The sequence below is a fragment of the Streptomyces sp. SID5469 genome (assembly GCF_009862865.1).
GTDB classification, from domain to species: Bacteria; Actinomycetota; Actinomycetes; order Streptomycetales; family Streptomycetaceae; genus Streptomyces; species Streptomyces avermitilis.
In genome coordinates this window covers 8,519,247-8,538,300 of the sequence record NZ_WWIN01000001.1, presented here as the reverse complement: position 1 = coordinate 8,538,300, position 19,054 = coordinate 8,519,247, and the positions used below count along the sequence as shown (strand labels likewise).

Annotated in this window: 14 protein-coding genes; 9 read left to right on the top strand and 5 right to left on the bottom strand. The window is 70.3% G+C overall.

The genetic code is table 11. The annotated features are described in order from the left end of the window. Window positions 1-85: 85 nt before the first annotated feature. Window positions 86-604: a DUF6174 domain-containing protein gene (locus GTY58_RS37210; protein WP_042493996.1), complete on the top strand. Its 519-nt coding sequence runs from the start codon at window positions 86-88 to the stop codon at window positions 602-604. 209 nt (window positions 605-813) lie between these two features. Here GTY58_RS37210 and GTY58_RS37205 read toward each other — a convergent pair whose 3' ends face one another. The 3 genes from GTY58_RS37205 to GTY58_RS37195 form a co-directional block, all read right to left on the bottom strand. Then, window positions 814-1,269, bottom strand: a complete 456-nt coding sequence (locus GTY58_RS37205) for a hypothetical protein (protein WP_107083156.1) — start codon at window positions 1,267-1,269, stop codon at window positions 814-816. 616 nt (window positions 1,270-1,885) lie between these two features. Then, window positions 1,886-2,896 (bottom strand): alcohol dehydrogenase catalytic domain-containing protein, encoded by a 1,011-nt coding sequence (locus GTY58_RS37200; RefSeq protein WP_010988564.1) that lies wholly within the window; start codon window positions 2,894-2,896, stop codon window positions 1,886-1,888. Beyond that, complete coding sequence (locus tag GTY58_RS37195) at window positions 2,889-3,320, bottom strand: tautomerase family protein (RefSeq protein ID WP_037647054.1); 432 nt, start codon at window positions 3,318-3,320, stop codon at window positions 2,889-2,891. The genes GTY58_RS37200 and GTY58_RS37195 overlap by 8 nt, the downstream gene beginning before the upstream one ends. A 150-nt stretch (window positions 3,321-3,470) precedes the next feature. Here GTY58_RS37195 and GTY58_RS37190 point away from each other — a divergent pair, with 150 nt between their 5' ends. Then, entirely contained in the window at window positions 3,471-4,061 is a 591-nt protein-coding gene (locus GTY58_RS37190; RefSeq protein WP_010988562.1) for a TetR/AcrR family transcriptional regulator, read from the top strand. A gap of 776 nt (window positions 4,062-4,837) precedes the next feature. On the opposite strand, the gene GTY58_RS37185 is transcribed toward GTY58_RS37190, so the two are convergent. Continuing rightward, complete coding sequence (locus GTY58_RS37185) at window positions 4,838-6,796, bottom strand: peptidoglycan recognition family protein (RefSeq protein WP_010988561.1); 1,959 nt, start codon at window positions 6,794-6,796, stop codon at window positions 4,838-4,840. 864 nt (window positions 6,797-7,660) lie between these two features. Here GTY58_RS37185 and GTY58_RS37180 point away from each other — a divergent pair. The 4 genes from GTY58_RS37180 to sbnA all read left to right on the top strand — a co-directional run bounded on the left by GTY58_RS37180 (window position 7,661) and on the right by sbnA (window position 13,816). Next, window positions 7,661-10,321: a Pls/PosA family non-ribosomal peptide synthetase gene (locus GTY58_RS37180; protein WP_078234632.1), complete on the top strand. Its 2,661-nt coding sequence runs from the start codon at window positions 7,661-7,663 to the stop codon at window positions 10,319-10,321. Between the two features lie 152 nt (window positions 10,322-10,473). Then, entirely contained in the window at window positions 10,474-11,478 is a 1,005-nt protein-coding gene (locus GTY58_RS37175; protein WP_037647052.1) for a TauD/TfdA family dioxygenase, read from the top strand. Continuing rightward, complete coding sequence (sbnB, locus tag GTY58_RS37170) at window positions 11,475-12,545, top strand: 2,3-diaminopropionate biosynthesis protein SbnB (protein WP_010988558.1); 1,071 nt, start codon at window positions 11,475-11,477, stop codon at window positions 12,543-12,545. Before GTY58_RS37175 ends, sbnB begins: the two co-directional genes overlap by 4 nt. A gap of 188 nt (window positions 12,546-12,733) precedes the next feature. Then, on the top strand, window positions 12,734-13,816 hold the full coding sequence (gene sbnA / locus GTY58_RS37165; protein ID WP_010988557.1) for a 2,3-diaminopropionate biosynthesis protein SbnA: 1,083 nt from the start codon (window positions 12,734-12,736) through the stop codon (window positions 13,814-13,816). 69 nt (window positions 13,817-13,885) lie between these two features. On the opposite strand, the gene GTY58_RS37160 is transcribed toward sbnA, so the two are convergent. After that, a complete protein-coding gene (locus tag GTY58_RS37160; protein WP_010988556.1) occupies window positions 13,886-15,541 on the bottom strand; it encodes a PucR family transcriptional regulator in 1,656 nt (551 codons plus the stop codon). A gap of 270 nt (window positions 15,542-15,811) precedes the next feature. Between GTY58_RS37160 and GTY58_RS37155 the strand changes: the two genes are divergently transcribed. The 3 genes from GTY58_RS37155 (at window position 15,812) to GTY58_RS37140 (ending at window position 18,978) form a co-directional block, all read left to right on the top strand. Further along, entirely contained in the window at window positions 15,812-17,071 is a 1,260-nt protein-coding gene (locus GTY58_RS37155; protein ID WP_010988555.1) for an aminotransferase class III-fold pyridoxal phosphate-dependent enzyme, read from the top strand. A 309-nt stretch (window positions 17,072-17,380) separates the two neighbouring features. Further along, window positions 17,381-17,518: a hypothetical protein gene (locus GTY58_RS37145; protein ID WP_154696743.1), complete on the top strand. Its 138-nt coding sequence runs from the start codon at window positions 17,381-17,383 to the stop codon at window positions 17,516-17,518. 11 nt (window positions 17,519-17,529) lie between these two features. Further along, window positions 17,530-18,978: an NAD-dependent succinate-semialdehyde dehydrogenase gene (locus GTY58_RS37140; protein ID WP_010988554.1), complete on the top strand. Its 1,449-nt coding sequence runs from the start codon at window positions 17,530-17,532 to the stop codon at window positions 18,976-18,978. Window positions 18,979-19,054 lie beyond the last annotated feature (76 nt).

Sequence of the window (19,054 nt, the reverse complement as noted above, 5' to 3'; positions counted from 1 at the left end):
GTGAGCGGGGCGCCCGCCCGCGGCCTCCGTGAACGTTCTTGAGCCGCCCGGCGTCCCAGCGGTAACCGACCCCGAGGGAGTCACCATGACCGCCGGACGTGCCCGTGCTCGTTTCCTGTCCGCCGCCGTGCTGCTCGCCGCCCTGTCGTGCGCGACCACAGCCTGCGGCTCCTCGACATCCGCAGGTTCCGCCGAGACCAAGCCACAGAGCACCTGGGAGGAACCTGTCTCGTACTCCTACACGCTGACATCGAACACCCAGGTCCTGGCGGGGACCTTCCAGGTGCAGGTACGCGACGGCAAGGTGGCGGAAGTGGTCGGGCTCGACGAGGACAGCCGGCGGCAGGTACAGGATCTGCGCGCCGAAGTACCCACGATCGGCGAGCTGTTGAAGACGCTGAAGCAGGCCCGCAGCGAAGACGCGGACACGGCGGACGCGGACTACGCCGCCGACGGCCACCCCGTGCGGATCTCCCTGGACTGGGACAAGAACTCCATCGACGACGAAGCCCTGTACACGATCAGCTCCTACGAACCGACCCCCGGCCGGCGCGACTCACCGCTCCCGACGGCACCGGCCCGCGGGTTCCAGCGGCCGGACTGACCGGTGAGCTGAATGGCGGACAGCAGCGGAACGTCGACGCGCCGGAACGACTGCTGCGGCGCGCCCGGCGCATGCGGCAGCGCAGCGCGCGCCACGGCCACGGCCGACACCCGACCGGCATCGGCGGGCAGCCTCAGGTCGGGCGACGGTCCGGCGGCACACCTCCGCCACGGACTCGCCGCAGTGCGGGGGCCGGAACGGGGAGGCTGTCACGACGTGCTCGGGGCCGGGGTCGGGCCTATGCCACGCAGTTGTCGAATCGTCCCGCCGAGCTTGGTGCGGAACTGCTCCAGCATCTCCGGTTTCTTCGCGCTGACGATCCACCGCAGGCCGACCAGGTACTTGCCCCCGTAGACGGCGGCGGAGTCCAGCCAAGCCTGCTGGTACTTCTCCTCGGGGAAGGTGGTGATGAGGTAGTCGATCTCCTTCGTGTGACAGAGGCCCTGGCGCAGTTCGTCCGCGTCGATACGGATCTTGGGCTTGCAGCCGGTCAGGTTGGCGATCACCTCGACCTTCGCCGGTGCCACCGCCCCCGCCGCTGGGGCGTCGGTCACTGTCGTCGGCGACGCCTTGCTCTTCTTGGCGGCATCGTCCTCGCCTCCGCTGCACGCCGTGCTGAGGGGAAGGAGGGCCAGACTCCCGGCCAGTACGGCAGCGCGCGCCAGGCGGGCCGTGCGGGTGACGCGGCCGCCGCGGCCGCGCGATCGCTGCTGTGACTGCCGTGGCTGCTGAAGCACGTGCTACTCCGTATCCGCGTATCCGCGCTCTTCCTGTCCCCACCAGCGGACAGGCGTACGGCTGGGGGTACGGGTGAACGCAAGTGGCCGTTCACCTCGTATGTCATCGCGAGCCCGTGGGGCGGTCGGGACAACCGCCCCACGGGCCGGCACTCATGCCCGGGTGCGGGAGCGCTCGGGCTGGACGATGCGGGCGTTGTACTGGTCGGCCCAGTTCTGCAAGGCGCTCGTGCGGGCATGGTCGAGATGGCGCAGTCCGGCGAGGTCGAGCTCGACGGACCGGTCGGCGGGCGCCTGACCGGGGGCGGCCGCCGTGACATCGCGGCGAAGGCCTGGAGTGGTCCGCCGCCGGTGTCGTGGCGGAGGGTGGGCCGCAGCACGCGGCGCACCGGGATCAGGCTCAGGGCGATGAGAGCGGTGCTGAGCCGGAGAACGGCGCGCGGGCCGAGCCCGGCCGCGACGGCTTGGGCGCCCATCTGCGAAGAAGGAGGATGCTCAGGCGGGTCTCTCGGTCGGGGCGTGAAGGGCCGGGGTCGGGACGCGGTCAGCTGTCGGCGCGGACGAAGACGGGCTTGAGGTGCTTCTCGGGCAGCGCGTCGGGGAGTTGCTCCCAGTCGAGGACGTGGGAGACGACGCGCTCGGGGGCGACCTTGCCGGAGGCGGCGAGTTCGAGGGCGTCGGGGATGTGGTTGCGGACGTTGTCGCGGGCGATGCGCAGGGTGACTCCGGTGAGGTACATGTCGAGCAGGGGCAGCTCGCCGGGCCGGAAGTGGTTGCCGGCGGACTCGCAGATGCCTTCCGGGGCAAGGGACTTGACGGCCAGGGCGAGTTGGTCGACGCGTCCGGTGGCCTCGACGGCGATGTCGAAGCCATGCGGGAAGGGCTCGAGCGTCTCGGCGGTGGCGGCGCCGTAGCCGCGGGCGATCTCGCGGTGTTCGGGGTCCGGGTCGACGTACAGGATGTCGGAGGCGCCGAGCGCGCGGGCGATGTCGCAGACATACAGGCCGATGCTGCCGCGGGCGACGACCAGGACGCGGGCGCCGGGCTTGTTCTTCAGGTGGGGGGCCACCAGGCGCCACGACAGGGACCAGTTGTCGCTCGCCGAGGCCATGGCGACCGGGTCGAGGCCGGCGGGCAGGGGTACGAGCATGGCGTCCGCCCACGGCACGCGGACCAGGTCGGAGAAGAGACCGCCCCAACTGCCGCCGATCGGCGCGCCGTACATGGCCATGTGCGGTACGGCCGTGCAGTGCGCGGTCAGTCCGGCGCGGCAGTTGTCGCACGTGCCGCAGTTGATGGACCAGGGGACGACCACCAGGTCACCGGGGGCGACGGTGGTGACGGCGTCGCCGGTCTCGACGACCCGGCCCACGCATTCGTGACCGAGGGCGAAGGGCGGGTCGATGAAGCCGTGACCGGCCAGGATCATGGAGTCGACGTCGCAGGACGTGGCGGCCACCGGCACGACGATCGCCTCCTGGTCGGACTGGAGCTTGGGGTCGGGCGCCTCGCGCCACTCGACGGTGTTCCGGCCGGTGTAGGTCAGTTCACGCATCGGCCCGCTGCCCCTTCGCCAAGGCCACCAGGTCGGCGTAGCGGATGACGGAGCCGCCCGCGCCCCAGGTGCCGTCGGGCTGTTCGTGCACCAGTGCCCACACGCGCGGGGCGTCCGACTGGGTGAGCCCGGCGGCGTCGAGGACGGTCCTGGTGGCGTCCTCGACCAGCCCGGCCCTGCGCCGCTCGGACAGCGCGCCCCGGGGAACCGTCACCTCCACGAGGAAGCGGGGTGCGTCGTCCTCGGCGGTCGTCTGTGCCCCTTCGGGCAGCTCGACGAGGTAGCTCCACGCCTGGGCGCGGAAGAACGCGGTGTCGGGCGCTCCCTCCCAGCGCAGCAGGACGGCCGCCAGGTCGCGCTGGACGGTCCTGCGGCCCTCCTCGGTCAGGGAACCGGGCGGGACGGTGAGCCGGATCATCGGCATGGCGAAGTCTCCCTTCGGATGTGCACAGTTCTGCGCACAGCTGTGCGCACAGCTCTGGGCACAGCTCTGCGCACAGGATCTATAACAGTCGTTATAACCGGAGGTCACGCTAGACTATGACGAGCGTTATAGCCAGAGAGGAGTACGGTCTTGGCTCGATCCAACGCGCCGTCACGTGAGCGCATCGTGGCCGGTGCCGCCGACCTGATCAGCCGGCGTGGCCTGAACGCCACGAGCATCCGGGAGCTGGCCAAACACGCCAAGGCACCGCTCGGCTCGACCTACCACTTCTTCCCCGAGGGCAAGCAGCAGCTGGCCACCGAGGCAGTGCGCTACGCGGGAGAAGCGGTCGCCCGCATCCTGCGCAAGGAATTGGCCGCGGGCCCGGTCGCCGGCCTGCGGGCCTTCCTGGCGCTGTGGCGCGGCATCGTCGTCGAGAGCGACTTCCGTGCCGGCTGCCCCGTGCTGGCCGTCTCGGTCGAGGAGCCGCCGGCCGACGAGATCCCACCGGCGCTCGTCGCCGCCGCCGAGGCGTTCGAGGAGTGGGAGCACCTGCTCGCCCAGGCACTGCGGGCGCATGGCGCCGACTCCGACCAGGCTCCGGGGCTCGCGGCCCTCATCGTGGCATCCGTCGAGGGCGCCATCGCCATGTGCCGCGCCAAGCGCAGCACGGACCCCCTGGACCAGGTGGCACAGCAGCTCGAAGTCCTCATCGTCGGCGCGCTCGACCGTCCGGCCTGACAGCGCAGGGCTTTCCCGGACTCAGGCTCCGTCTCGCGTCCAGCCCGGCGGCAACTTCCCTGCTCCCGCCCTTCGTCGGAGTGTGGGTAGATCACCGCGGCCTTCTGCACCGCGGCCTTCCAGGAGAGGCGCCGGCCGCGGGTGGCCGGCGCGGGCCGGAGCTGGGCTCGTTTCCGCCCCGGCGGCCGCATAGCCTCCGCCGGCCCGCACAGCCGTCGGGCGGTGCAACGGGAGGGATGCTCATGCGGCAGCGAGGAACGATCTGCTGGTTCACCAAGGCGGCCCGGGTGTTGGCACCACTCGGGTTGGCTCTCCTGTCGGGAACCATCGTGTACACCCTCGCGAACTACAGGACGGCCACCGTCATGGGCGACTCGATGAGAGCCACGTACCCCCGGGAGGATCGGCTCTTCGTCGAGCGGATTGACGCGAGCGACGCCGACGACTCGCGTTTCCACCTCAGCGAGCGGTCAGGCAGCGTCGCGGCGTCCGGAGTGCGGAGTGCGGGGACGAGTGCCGGAGGGCTCCGCCGTGCCGACGGTGCTGATGCCTCTCGGGAGCCTCGGGACCCTGCTGGCCCTGGCCGGTATCGGGGGCTACGCAGTCAGCCGACGTGCCGGGAAGTCGCTCCCGTCCGGGACGCCGTGGTCCATGGCTTGAAATGGCCGGCCTGTCACCAACACCGTTGCGCGGGACCAGCGTTGATCCCGCCGTGGGAGTCAGAGGAACACGCCGTGAGCGAATTCCCCTGACCCACCCCGGAACCTGACGAGGCGCTACCGCTTGTCGGCGTGCACCACATCCACATCGGCCGCGCGGACGAATCCGATCCGATGGCCGAACTGGATCTCGTAGTACAGGTCTTCTCCCTTCACCACGTGGTTCAGTGCGGCGTCGGTGGCCGACGGCTGGAAGTACGAGCCGCTCGTACGGCCCTGCGTCGCGTACCGCTGGCCCTCGAGGAGTTCGTACGGAAGCGGTGAGTCGGGCTGCACGGGCACCTCCGAGGGGTACGCCTCCTCTTCCGGGTGGGCGCGCCCGTAGACCGGCACGCTCCTCAGGCCGTCCTTCGGGGTCACCATCAGACCTGAGGCTCCGACGGCCGTCGGATTCCTCTTCGGGTTCTTGAACCAGGCCTTCTGGCCCAGGTACCAGATCGCCGTCCAGTCACCGCGGCGTTCGGCGACGGCGTACGTCTGGCCGGTGGAGATGCGCGAGCCCAGGTCGTTGACGTCGGCCGTCGAGTCCTCGCCGTCCGGGCGCCGCCCCGGGTCCTGGATCAGCGGGGCGTCCTCGTGCGGCTCGGTGTGGACGCGGACCGCGCTGGAGCCATGTGGTGCGCAGGGCTTGCCCGACTCGTTGCAGCCCGTGTACAGCGGCTGATTCGTGCGGAAGTCCGGCAGCACGGTGACGAGGTCGCTGTCCGCCCCGGCCGTGGCGCGCAGGGGCGCGCCGAGGAGGTCGAAGTAGTGCCGCCAGTCCCAGAAGGGGCCGGGGTCGTCGTGCATGTCGGGGATCGACGAGGCGGTCGGGGCCGGCACATTGTCGTGGCCGAAGATGTGCTGCCGGTCCAGCGGGACGCCGTACTTCTTCGCCAGGTACGCCACCAGGCGGGCCGAGGACCGGTACATCTGCTCCGAGTACCAGGCGTCCGGCTGCGTGAGGAACCCCTCGTGCTCGACGCCGATCGAGCGGGCGTTCACGAACTGGCTCCCGGAGTGCCAGGCCACGTCCTTGGTCTTGACATGCTGCGTTATGTGGCCGTCGCTGGAACGGACGGTGTAATGCCAGGACGCCTCGCTGGGGTCCTGCACCGTGTCGATCATGGAGGTCCGGGTGGCCTCGGTGTCATGAATGACGATGTACTCGACTCGCTGGTCCTTGGGACGGTCGGCCAGGTCGTGATTGCCGTACTGGTCGTCGCCGAACTCCGTGTGCGGGGCGGGAATCCAATCGCAGGCGAGCGTCGCGGGGCACTCGACATCGGGGTCGGCCGTCGCACGTGGCCGTATGGCCCGCACCTGCCTGGAGTCGGGCCGCACACCCGGGCTCGCCGCGAGCGTGACCCGCTGCCCGGTGTCCGTGGTGCGGTGCGCGCCGGCGCGGATCACCGCGAAGACGTCGTTCGCAAACGTCGCCGCCGTCGCGCTGTCGTCCGCGCCGGAGAAGCGCGCCACCGCGCTCCACCAGTCGGCCGGATCGGCACTCAGCGGCTTGCCGAGCCGGCGCTGTGTCGCCGCCAGGAGGGCGGCGCCGCCCCGTACGTTCACGTCGGCGTCCGTACGCAGCCGGGCCGCCGGGACCCCTATCAGCCCGGCTACCCGCTCCAGAGTCGTCAGCTGGCCGGGAAGCCGGGGGGCGGGCTGCTGCGGCCCCGCCGCCACCGCGAGCGGCGGGGCCGTGTCGCGGGTCACGCCGTGATGCGGGGCCTCGGCGAGGGCCGTGCGTGTGTCGGTGAGGTGCATCGGCCCATAGCCGCCGATGACGCTCGGGGCACCGTCGTGCGTGTCCCACCGGGACTGCAGGTACGACACGCCGAGCAGGACGCTCTGCGGCACCCGGTACTCGGCCGCCGCGTCGGCGAACGCGCGCTGCAACCGCGTCGTCGCCTCACCCTGGGCGTCGCTCGACGGCCCGGTGACCAGCAGCGGCACCACCAGCGCGGCCGCCGCGGTCGCGCACGCCGTCCGGTACAGACATCGCACGGCCGGTGCACGGGGGAAAGGTTTCTGCATAAAGGGTCTCCAGTGATGGTCGAGTTCACGTCTCGTCGGGTGCGATGGGTCGCGCGGGGCGGAACGCCGTCACCGCTGCCGGCTCCCCAGGAGCCGCCCATCGTGGCCAGGACAAGGGAGTTGTTCGTCAAAGCCACTCCTCGTACGTTCTCCTGCCTGGCGCGGCCGGTCTTGTGGAGCGTCACTGGTGTGGACTAATTGCCCGGGAGAGGCCACCCGGTCGGCGGCCGGACGCCCGCTCCCGGCGTGTGTTCACCGACCGGGCCGCGCCGGCATGGACCGCCCCCGGCCAGGTGACCGAGTGGGGCGGTCCGACAACGGAGTGTGCCGCCGTCGGACCGCCCCGCGCCGCCCTGCCCTGCCCTGCCCTGCCCTGCCCTGCCCTGCCCTGCCCTGCCCTGCCCCCGGAGGCGTACGGCAGTCCTCGCGGCCCTGGGCCGATCGCCGCGCTCCGACGGCTACAGGACGGGTGACCCTTGCGTGCCCCCGGCCCGGCTCCCTCCCAGGTCAGGAACACGTCACTCGTATGCAGTAGGGCGTGACCCGTGTGCCGCTCGTCGCCGTCCCGTCGGCCGGGATCGAGGAGGAGGAATGAACCGGGCGGCGAGCACTCCGCGCTCCCGATGGCAGGCGTCCGGCGGCAAGGACGCCCGGGCGCCGTCGAGCGCTACTGCCCCGCCGACGCGATCGAGTTCGAGTGGCAGCCCGACGGTGGACAGCAGAGACTGAGGCCACCGTTTTGAACCGGACAAGAGATCACGACCTCAGGGCAACCGGATTGCTCGCTCCGGCCATCGAAAAGCGCGAGTGCAGGGCGCCGACGCTCACGGCCGGTGGCGCTCGAAAGTTGCTCAAGGAGCTTGTATGGAGGAGAAATCCATCGAAGTCCTGGCGTCCGGGCCGGATGAATCTGCGAGAGACAAAAGCAGGGACTCCGGCCCGAAGGCCGGCATCGAAAGAGACCTCGCCGAGGTGCTGGCTGACGTCATGTCCGTCGAACAGGTGTCGGTCGACAGCCACTTCTTCGATGACCTCGGCGCCAACTCGTTGGTGATGGCCCACTTCTGCGCACGGGTCAGGAAGCGGGCGGACCTCCCCTCGGCGTCGATGAAGGACATCTACCGGCACCCGACGATCCGAAGTCTGGCGACGGGTCTCGCGGACGCCGCGCCCACCCCTGTCGAGTCGTCGGTCCCGGCGCCGACCGAGGTGGTGACACCGGCGAGCACGCGGCAGTACCTCCTCTGCGGAACGCTGCAGTTCATTATTTTCGTCGGATATTGCTGCCTCGCCGGACTTGTCACCGGCCGGGGCTACGAGTGGGTCTCCGCCGGCTCAGGTCTGCGCAACGTCTACCTGCGGGCGGTCCTCTTCGGCGGCGCCGGCCTCGTCGGCCTGTGCATATTCCCGATCGCGGCGAAATGGATCCTCATCGGCCGCTGGAAATCCCGCGAGTTCCCCATCTGGGGTCTGACCTATCTGCGCTTCTGGACCGTCAAGACACTGGTCCACGCCAACCCGATGATCTTCTTCGTCGGCAATCCGCTGTATGTGCTGTATCTGCGCGCCCTCGGCGCGCGGATCGGTAAGGGCGTCACGATCTTCTCCCGCACCATTCCGGTCTGCACCGACCTGCTGACGATCGGCGCCGGTACGGTGATTCGCAAGGACGCGTTCTTCCTCTGCTACCGGGCGCACGCCGGGCGTATCCAGACCGGCCACGTCACCCTCGGCCGGGACGTGTTCGTCGGCGAGAAGACCGTGCTCGACATCGACACGTCGATGGGCGACAGGGCACAGCTCGGCCACACCTCCGCGCTGCAAAGCGGCCAGGTGGTACCGGAAGACCAGCGGTGGCACGGATCCCCGGCACAGCGCACGGAGTTCGACTACCTGAGCATCGCGCCCGCGGCGTGCGGCACTCTGCGCCGGGCCGGGTACGGCCTCATCAGCGTGCTCCAAGTGTTCTTCCTGTACGTGCCGCTGACCGTCGGGGGCGCGTACATGCTGATCACCGAGGTTCCGGAACTGAGGAACCTGCTGGGCCCGGACATGGTGGGATTCACGTCGCCGACGCTCTACATCGACGCGCTGGTCCTGTCCCTCGTGCTGTTCTTCGGCTTCATCGTCCTGGGCCTCGCCCTGTTGTTCACCGTTCCGCGCCTACTGAGTCTGATGGTCAAGCCGGACAAGGTCTATCCGCTGTACGGCCTCCATTACTCGGCGCACAGGGCGATCGCGCGCATGACCAACCTGAAGTTCTTCAAATGGCTTCTCGGTGACAGCTCTTACATCGTCCACTATTTGCGTGGCCTCGGATACGACTTGTCCCATGTCGAGCAGACCGGGTCGAACTTCGGTACCGAAGTGCAGCACGAGACGCCGTACCTGACTTCTGTCGGCAGCGGAACGATGATCGCCGACGGACTCTCCGTCATCAATGCCGACTTCTCGAGCACGTCCTTCCGTGTATCCCAGGCGTCGATCGGTCCACACAACTTCCTTGGAAACAACATCGCCTATCCCTCGGGGGCCAAGACGGGTGACAACTGCCTTCTCGCGACGAAGGTGATGGTCCCGCTCGACGGCGAGGTCCGCGAGGGAGTAGGCCTGCTCGGCTCGCCGTGCTTCGAGATTCCCCGGTCGGTGGAACGCGACAGCCGGTTCGACCAGCTCCGGTCCGGGGACCAACTGCGTCGCCACCTCGCCGCGAAGAATCGGTACAACCTCCGCTCGATGGGCCTGTTCCTGTTGGTGCGCTGGCTGCACTTCTTCGTGCTCACCGTGCTCGGCCTCGCGGCAGTTGACATGCACGGTGTGTTCGGCTGGGTGGTGATCACCGCGTCCCTGGCACTCGCCCTCGTGGTCAGCGCCGTCTACCTCGTACTGGTGGAGCGTGGAATCGCGGTGTTCCGCCCGCTGCAACCGCAGTTGTGCTCCATCTACGACCCGAACTTCTGGCTGCACGAGCGCCTGTGGAAAATGCCCATCGAGTACTTCCATGTCTTCAACGGCACTCCCTTCATGAACGTGGTCTGGCGGCTGCTGGGTGTTCAGGTCGGCAGCAGGGTCTTCAACGACGGCTGCCTCGTGACGGAGCGGACGCTCGCCACCATCGGGAGCGACAGCACACTCAATGTCGGAAGCAAGATCCAGTGCCACTCGCAGGAGGACGGCACCTTCAAGTCCGACCGCAGCACGATCGGCGACGGCTGCACCCTCGGCGTCGGCGCGATCGTCCACTACGGCGTGACGATGGGCGACGGCTCGGTGCTCGCCCCCGACTCCTTTCTCATGAAAGGCGAGGAAGTCCCGAGGCACGCTCGATGGGGCGGAAACCCCGCCACGGAGTGGCGAGACGCCCCCTATCGGCCCGTCGCACTGGGACGGAAGGCCGCGCTGAACCCTCTCGACCAGCATGCCCCGCCGGCCGAGCGACAGGGCCGGCCCGCCGATCCGCCGAGAAAACCACGGCGCCTGCGACGCCGCGCTGACCGGCGGTCCACAGCACCGTGGCGACCGTGAGGGGAGGGGATGTCGCCGCCGACGGCGGCCACAACGTCCTGCGCACCCGTCCGACCGAGGCGGCACAGGCCGTGCCGCGCTCCGCCGAACTGTCCGCCTCTTCCTGAGCGGCACCTGAGTGGCACCCGAGTGGCAACGGAAAGGAAAACGAGATGTCGTCCATATCCGCAGCGTCATCGGTCGACGTGGAACTGAAACCGGGCAGACCTCCGCTCCTGCGGGCCGAGGCCGCCGCCGACGCGCTGCACTGGGCGGCCGAGCACCGGGACGCGCTGCGCGCTGTCGTCGCCGAGCACGGCTGCGTCCTGGTCCGCGGCCTCGGGCTGCGCGACGCGGCCGGGACCGGCGCCGTCTTCTCGAAGCTGGCCACCGGCCTGATGACCGAGAAGGAGGTCTTCGCGCCCCGGGAGACCTACTCCGACGGCGTGTACTCCTCAACGAAGTGGCCGACGAACCAGCCCATGTGCATGCACCACGAACTGAGCTACACGCTTGAGTTCCCGGGCCTGATGATGTTCGCCTGCCTCGGCGCGCCCAGCGACGGCGGGGCGACCGCGGTGGCCGACTCACCGACCGTGCTCGACGCGCTGCCCGCCGAGTTGACCGAGCGGTTCGAGCGAGAGGGCTGGCTGCTCACCCGCAGCTACAACGACGAGATCGGGGCGTCCGTCGCCGAGGCGTTCGGCACCGAGGACCGTGGCGCCGTCGAGAGCTACTGCCGCGCCAACGGGATCATGTTCGAGTGGCAGCCCGACGGCGGACTGCGCACCAGACAGCGCCGCAGCGCCGTGGTGCGTCACCCGGTCACCGGCCGGCGCTGCTGGTTCAACCAGATCGCGTTCCTCAACGAGTGGACGATGGCCCCCGAGGTGCGCGAGTACCTGGTGGACGTCTACGGCGCCGACGGGCTGCCGTTCAACACCCGCTTCGGCAACGGCGACCCGATCGGCGAGGACGTCGTGCAGTTGCTCAACGGCGTCTACGAGGCCAACACCGCACGTGAGCCGTGGCAGGACGGCGACCTGATGCTCGTCGACAACATCCGCACCGCGCACAGCAGGGAGCCCTACGAGGGACCGCGCGAGGTGCTCGTCGCCATGGCCGACCCGGTGCGTCTGGCCGACTGCTCGCCGACCGTCGAGGTGACCGCCGTATGACCACCATCGGTTCCACCACGACGGAGTCCGCGACGTCCGCGCCGATGACGGTGCCACCGTTCGCGGTGATCTCCGGCGCCCAGGTCCGGCACGCACTGCACGGACGTGAGAAACACATCGTGGAGCTGGTCGAGGCCACCTACCGGGTGCACGGCGCCGGTGATTCGGTGAACCCGCCGTCGTACTTCCTGCGTTTCCCCGACCGCCCGTCCTCCCGGATCATCGCGCTGCCCGCCTCGGTCGGCGGCGAGGTGCGGGTGGACGGCCTGAAGTGGGTCTCCAGCTTTCCGGAGAACGTGACGGCCGGCATCCCGAGGGCCTCGGCCGTGCTGATCCTCAACGACCATGACACCGGCTACCCGTTCGCCTGTCTGGAAAGCTCGATCATCAGCGCCACCAGGACGGCCGCGTCGGCGGCGTCGGCGGCCGACCGGCTCAGCCGCGGCCGGCCGCGACCGACGCGGGTCGGGTTCTTCGGAGTGGGTCTGATCGCCCGCTACATCCACACCTTCCTCGTCGGCACCGGCTGGTCGTTCGACGAGATCGGCGTGCACGACCTGTCCGCCGACAGCACGGCAGGCTTCCAGAGCTACCTGGAGCAGTCGGGCACCCCTGGCCGGATCACCGTGCACGACAGCGCCGAGGAGTTGATCCGGGGCAGCGACCTGGTGGTCTTCGCCACCGTCGCCGGGCAGCCACATGTCGGCGATTTGTCCTGGTTCGCACACAATCCGCTGGTGCTGCACGTGTCACTGCGTGACCTCGCGCCGGAGATCCTGCTCGCCTCGACCAACATCGTCGATGACATCGAGCACTGCCTGAAGGCCGACACCTCGCCGCATCTGGCCGAGCGGCTCACGGGCAGCCGGGACTTCCTGCACGGCACATTGGACGACGTGCTGGCCGGGCGGGTGACGGTGCCGGCGGACCGGCCGGTGGTGTTCTCGCCCTTCGGCCTCGGGGTGCTCGACCTCGCGGTGGGCAAGTACGTCTACGACGACGTGGTCCGCCGCGGGGAGTTGCACGTGGTCGACGACTTCTTCCACGAACTGAGCCGGTACGGATGAGCCGGCCGACGCCCAGGAGGCTTGTCCAGGGCCAACCCCCAGAGATCACCGGTCTAGTCGCCGCAGGTCAAGGCGCACGAGACAGCGGCCGCTGACGCAGGGCCCCCGTCCGGCCCGGTGGGACACAGGCTCCCGCCCACGCCCGGACGGACGTTCCGAAAGCCCTGCTCCAGATTGAGGAGACCATCGTGCCCGTCATTTCCGTTCCCTACGCCTTCAACGAAGAGGAGCTCTATGTCGACCTCCGGTCGATCTTCGGGCACTCGCTCTTCCTGAAGTGTGAGGGCTTCAACTTCGCCGGCTCGATCAAGTTGAAGGCCGCGACCGAGATGGTGGAGGCCGCTGAGCGCGATGGAGTCCTGACGCCGGAATCGATCCTGGTCGAGTCCTCGTCCGGGAACCTCGGCGTGGCGCTGAGCATGATCGCGGCGAGCAAGGGCTACCGGTTCCTGTGTGTGACGGACTCCCGCGGCAACCTGTCGACCAGGATGATGATGGAGGCCTTGGGCAGCGAGGTGCACATGATCGCCGGGCAGGAGGCCAACGGCGGCTTCCTCGGCGCTCGGATCGCGTACGTCCGCGCGCTGTGCGCCTCCGACGACCGGTACGTGTGGCTCAGCCAGTACACCAATCCGAGCAACTGGAAGGCGCATTACCGCAAGACGGCGCCGGAGATCGCCCGTCAGTTCCCGCGGCTGGACGTGCTGTTCGTCGGGGCCGGCACCACCGGGACCCTGATGGGCTGCGCGCGCTACTTCCGGGAGTGGCACCGGCCGGTGCGGATCGTCGCGGTGGACAGCGTCGGCTCGGTGTCCTTCGGCGGTCCGCCGGGCCGCCGGATGATTCCCGGCCTGGGGATGAGCATGCGCCCGCCGCTGCTCGACGAGTCCTATGTGGATGAGGTGATACGTGTCGAGGAGGCGGACACCATACGTACCTGCCATCGTCTGGCCAGGCGCGGATTCCTGTTCGGCGGCTCCACCGGCACGGTGGTCAGCGGCGCGACGGACTGGCTGGCCGGGCACGACGCGCGTGAACTCACCGCGGTGGCCGTCGGCCCGGACCTCGGCGAGCGCTACCTCGACACCATTTACCAGACCAACTGGCTGAAGGATCTCTACGGCGACGAGGTGCTCGACTCCGACGATGTGGCCGCCGGTTCCTGGGCGTCCTCCCCCGCGCAGCCGACCCGGTGGGGCCGTTCGCTGGATCTGCAGACCGGTGACCACCACGGCAACCAGCACCATCAGTTCCATGACCGCAAGACCTAAGTGCTCTGTCCACGGCGCCGGCCGCGCTCCGGTCCGGCGTCGCTGCTTCCCCGGGCGGCACGCGTCACGTCAGCGCGGCCGGAGGATGTCGAACACCATGAGAGCCACGTGCAGTTCGGTGCGTCGGTCGCCGGATTCGAGGTCGCAGCCGAGCAGTCTCTCGATTGTCTGCAGCCGCTGGTAGAGCGTCTGGCGTGACAGGTCGTCACGGCGTGCCGCGGTCGTCTTGTTGCCGGCGGCCTCCAGGTAGTGCCGCAGAGTCGTCAGCAGGTCGGTGTGGTGCCGGGTGTCGTGGTCGGCGAGGCGGCCGAGCCTGCGCTCGGCGTAGTCCTGGATCCGGGTGTCCTCGCGCAGTGCGTACAGGAGTTGCCGCAGACCGACGTCGGACAGTTCGTGGAAGGACCTCTCCGGGGAGCCGGGCAGCCTCGGGGAATCGGGCGGCGCCGCCTCCGCCACGCGGGCCGCCTCACGAAAGGAGCGGGCGGCGTGGCGGAGGTCCGTGACTTCGCAGCCCACGCTGACGATCGCGTGCGGGTGCAGGCGCAGGGTGGTGCGGGCCAGTCGTTCGACCGTCTGCCGCCAGGGCGTCCGGGAGGGACGCAGGGCGAGCAGGCTGCCGACGCGTCCGAGGGGCAATGTGCCGGTGAGTGCGGGAATCCCCGCCGCCGTCAGTTCCTCGGCCAGTCGCGCTTCCAACTCGGCGCTGTCCTCGTCGGGACCGATGTCCACCAGCACGGCGAGGAAGCGGCAGTCTTCGGTCGGCAGACCCAGGGCGGCGGCGCGGGACCGGAGTTCGTGGGGCGAGCGGTGGCGTTGCTCGGCGATGTCCCGCAGCGTGTTGCGGTGCGCCCTGCGCTCCCACGTCGTGGTGTGGACGAGGCGGGCGATCGTGAGTGTCATCGCTGTCCGTTCCAGGACGGTCACCTGCTCCGGGCCGAAGGGACGCCCACGACGGGTGGGGAGCATGACGACCCGCCCCCATCGTTCGCCCTTGAACTCCACGGGCGCCACCAACCAGTTCTCGGGTCCCCGCACATCGGCCTGGTCGCCGGGCGGGGCCGCCCGGGAGCGCCGTTCCCATCCGGTGAGCGCGTCCTCGACGGTGGCGCCGGCGGGCTCGCAGATCAGCGCCTGGTGCACGAGGTTCTCCAGTACGACGGTGTGGCCGCTCATCTCCGCCGCCGCGCGCACCACGTCCTCGGGGTCCGCCCCGCGCAGGGTCAGGGCGGTGAACGCCTCGTGGATCCGCTGGGTTCTGCGCATCGCGTCGGTCTGGTCGCCGAGGACGAGCGTATGGACGACCTGGGTGACTTCCAGGAAGTTGACGTCCTGGGAGAGGGTGATGAGCGGCAGGTCCCGGGTCCGGCAGGCGGCGACGAGGGCCTCGGGCGGGCGGTGGTAGCGCCGCACGAGTTCGATGACCAGGGCGGCGGCCCCGATGTCGGCGAGCTCGTCGACGTACCGGCGTATCCGGGCCGGTTCCTCCGGCAGGGGCATTCCTGTGGTGAGGACGAGCTCGCCGCCCTTGAGGAAGGAGGCGGGGTCCGTGAGCTCGGTGACGTGCACCCAGCGGACCGGCCGGCCGAGTTGGGATTCCCCGGTGACGACCGTGGGCTGTCCCGCGGCCAGGACCGGCAGCGCGAGCGCGCCGGCCACGGTGAGCGGGCGGCCGGCGGCCCGTTCGTCGGCGGGTGGCGGCGGGGCCGCGGGGTGGGGTTCGCTCACGGTGCCTCCTCACATGCCTGGTCACATGCCTGGTCACATGCCTGGTCACATGCCTGGTCACTGTGACAAGCGTCCCTGACCTGTACAAGAGCGTCCCCGTCGGGGCTGCCCGGGCCGGGAGGGGCCGACCGCGCGTACCAGCGGTTGACACAACGTCCAAACCTTGGGCGTGGGGCGGACAGTTCGCGCGTGGCCGTGGTCCCGCACGCCGGAGATGCTCGGGACGCGGAAGCGAAACACGACGCACGCACCCGGGGCTGGGAGACGACCATGAGCGCACTGTCACCGCACCTCCGCCAGGCCACACCCGTCGTCGCGGTCCGGGGCGAGGGCGTCCATCTGTACGGCGAGGACGGCCGCCGCTATCTCGACTTCACCGCGGGCATCGGCGTCACCAGCACCGGGCACTGTCACCCCAGGGTGGTCGCCGCCGCCCAGGAGCAGGCGGGCACGCTCGTCCACGGCCAGTACACGACGGTGCTGCACCCTCCGCTGCGGCGCCTGGTCGACCGGCTCGGCGAGGTGCTTCCGGCCGGCCTGGACAGCCTGTTCTTCACCAACTCCGGCAGCGAGGCCGTCGAGGCCGCCCTCCGGCTGGCCCGTCAGGCCACCGGCCGTCCCAACGTTCTGGTCTGTCACGGCGGCTTCCACGGCCGTACCGTGGCCGCCGCCGCCATGACCACCTCCGGTACCCGCTTCCGCTCGGGCTTCTCCCCGCTGATGAGCGGAGTGGTCGTCACCCCGTTCCCGACGGCCTTCCGCTACGGCTGGGACGAGGAGACCGCGACCCGCTTCGCCCTCCAGGAACTCGACTACACACTCCGGACGATCTCCTCCCCCGACGACACGGCCGCGATCATCGTCGAGCCGGTGCTCGGCGAGGGCGGATACGTGCCCGCCACCCGCGCCTTCCTCGAAGGGCTGCGCGAACGGGCCGACCGTCACGGCTTTGTGCTGATCCTCGACGAGGTGCAGACCGGCGTGGGCCGTACCGGGCGGTTCTGGGGACACGACCACTTCGGCGTCACGCCGGACATCCTCATCACCGCCAAGGGACTGGCCAGCGGCTTCCCCCTGTCCGGGATCGCCGCCTCCGCCGAGTTGATGGGCAAGGCATGGCCGGGCTCGCAGGGCGGTACGTACGGCGCCAACGCGGTGGCCTGCGCCGCGGCGTGCGCCACCCTCGACGTCGTACGCGACGAGAAGCTGGTGGACAACGCCGAGGCGATGGGCGCACGGCTGCGCGCCGGGCTGGCGGCGGTGGCCGCGACGACACCGGCCATCGGGGACGTACGGGGCCTCGGGCTGATGCTGGCCAGCGAGTTCGTCACCGAGGACGGCGGCCCCGACCCCGAGACCGCCGCCCGGGTTCAGCGGGCCGCCGTGGACGAGGGGCTGCTCCTGCTGCTGTGCGGCGCGTGGAACCAGGTGGTGCGGATGATTCCCGCGCTGGTGATCGACGAGGCGGAGGTCGACGAAGGACTGCGGGCGTGGTCCGCCGCCGTGGAAGTAGGCGTGCCGGCCCGATGACGGGTGACCACGGCCTGACACGCCCGCGCGCCGGCATCGGCCGGACGGCGCCGGGAACGCGGATCGGGACCGGTGCGGGCCGGACCGGGACCGGTGCGGGCCGGACCGGGACCGGTGCGGGCCGGACCGGCCCCTACGCCTGTGACGCCGCCACCTACCGCCTCGCGTCTCGTGCGGTGGCCTGCCCGCGCCCCGCGGAGGACATCTCCGCTCCGCCGCGGGCCTGTCGCGCGTCGGGCATCCCCGTCACCGCGCGGGGCGGCGCCACCAGCGGGGCGGGCGACGCCGTCGGGTGCTGACGGGAACACCGTGGTCGTGGCGGACGGCTTCGGCTGCGCCACCCGGACCGACCCCCGGGCCGACCCCCGGACCGACCGTCTCACCGGCGGCCAGGGTGTCCGCGCCGTCTCTCTCGCAGAACTGCTCGCCCCGGCCGCCGACCAGTAAGGAGAAACACCGTGAGCATCCTCAACGACGTGCCCAAGCAGTTGTTCATCGGCGGTACCTGGGCGGACGCGGCCGACGGCGCCACCATGCCGGTGGACGACCCCGCGACCGGCGAGATCCTCTGCCACGTCGCCGACGCCGGACCCAAGGACGCCCGGCTCGCGGCGGACGCCGCCGTCGAGGCACAGGACGGCTGGGCCCGTACGGCGCCCCGCGAACGCAGCGAGATCCTGCGCCGCGCGTACGAGATCATCGTCTCCCGCACCGGCGAACTCGCCCTGCTGATGACCAGCGAGATGGGCAAGCCGCTGGCCGAGGCCCGGGGTGAAGTGGCCTACGCGGCCGAGTTCTTCCGCTGGTTCTCGGAGGAGGCGGTACGGATCGACGGCGGCTACGGCGTCCTGCCGGACGGCCGCAACCGCATGCTGCTGATGCGCCGTCCCGTCGGGCCGTGTCTGCTGGTCACGCCGTGGAACTTCCCGTTGGCGATGGGCACCCGCAAGATCGGCCCGGCGATCGCGGCGGGCTGCACGATGGTGCTCAAGCCGGCCCCGCAGACTCCGCTGTCCAGCCTCGCGCTGGCCGGGATCCTGAAGGAGGCGGGCCTGCCGGACGGCGTACTCAACGTCGTCACCACCTCCCGGGCCGGGGAGGTCGTGGAACCGTTGCTGACCGGCGGACGCATCCGCAAGCTGTCCTTCACCGGGTCCACCCGGGTCGGGCGGCTGCTGCTCGCGCAGTGCGCCGACGCGGTCGTACGCACGTCGATGGAACTGGGCGGCAACGCCCCGTTCATCGTCCTCGACGACGCGGACCTGAGCGCGGCTGTCGACGGGGCGATGACCGCCAAGATGCGCAACATGGGCGAGGCCTGCACCGCCGCCAATCGCTTCTTCGTCCACCGCTCGGTGGCGGACGAGTTCGGGAGGCGGCTCGCGGAGCGGATGGGGGCGCTGGTCGTCGGTCCCGGCACCCGGGACGGCGTGGACGTGGGGCCGCTGATCGACGAGGCCGGTCGAGCCAAGGTCGAGGAGCTGGTCGCCGACGCGGTGGAGCGGGGCGCCCGGGTACTGGTCGGCGGCGTGGCGCCGGACGGCCCCGGCCGCTTCTACCCGCCGACCGTCCTGGCGGACGTCGACCCCGGCAGCCGGCTGATGGAGACGGAGATCTTCGGGCCGGTGGCGGCGATTCTCGTCTTCGACGACGAGGACGAGGTCGTGCGCCGGGCCAACGACACCCCATGGGGCCTGGTCGGCTACGTCTTCACGCAAGGCCTGGACCGCGCCCTGCGGGTCAGCGAGCGCCTGGAGGTGGGCATGGTCGGTGTGAACACGGGGCTGGTGTCCAACCCCGCCGCGCCGTTCGGCGGCGTCAAGCAGTCCGGGCTCGGCCGGGAGGGCGGCCGGGTCGGCATCGAGGAGTTCCTGGAGTACAAGTACCTCGCGGTGCCGCTCCGGTGACGGACGGGACGACCGTCATGCCCTGCCGATCGGCCGGGCCGTCGCCGAGATGACCGACGGCCACCCGGAAGCCGAC

Coding starts and splice junctions, on each gene's coding strand:
- GTY58_RS37195 (WP_037647054.1), bottom strand. CDS start 3,320: ATGCCGATGATCCGGCTCACCGTCCCGCCCGGTTCCCTGACCGAGGAG.
- GTY58_RS37210 (WP_042493996.1), top strand. CDS start 86: ATGACCGCCGGACGTGCCCGTGCTCGTTTCCTGTCCGCCGCCGTGCTG.
- GTY58_RS37155 (WP_010988555.1), top strand. CDS start 15,812: ATGAGCGCACTGTCACCGCACCTCCGCCAGGCCACACCCGTCGTCGCG.
- GTY58_RS37175 (WP_037647052.1), top strand. CDS start 10,474: ATGTCGTCCATATCCGCAGCGTCATCGGTCGACGTGGAACTGAAACCG.
- sbnB (WP_010988558.1), top strand. CDS start 11,475: ATGACCACCATCGGTTCCACCACGACGGAGTCCGCGACGTCCGCGCCG.
- GTY58_RS37185 (WP_010988561.1), bottom strand. CDS start 6,796: ATGCAGAAACCTTTCCCCCGTGCACCGGCCGTGCGATGTCTGTACCGG.
- GTY58_RS37200 (WP_010988564.1), bottom strand. CDS start 2,896: ATGCGTGAACTGACCTACACCGGCCGGAACACCGTCGAGTGGCGCGAG.
- GTY58_RS37180 (WP_078234632.1), top strand. CDS start 7,661: ATGGAGGAGAAATCCATCGAAGTCCTGGCGTCCGGGCCGGATGAATCT.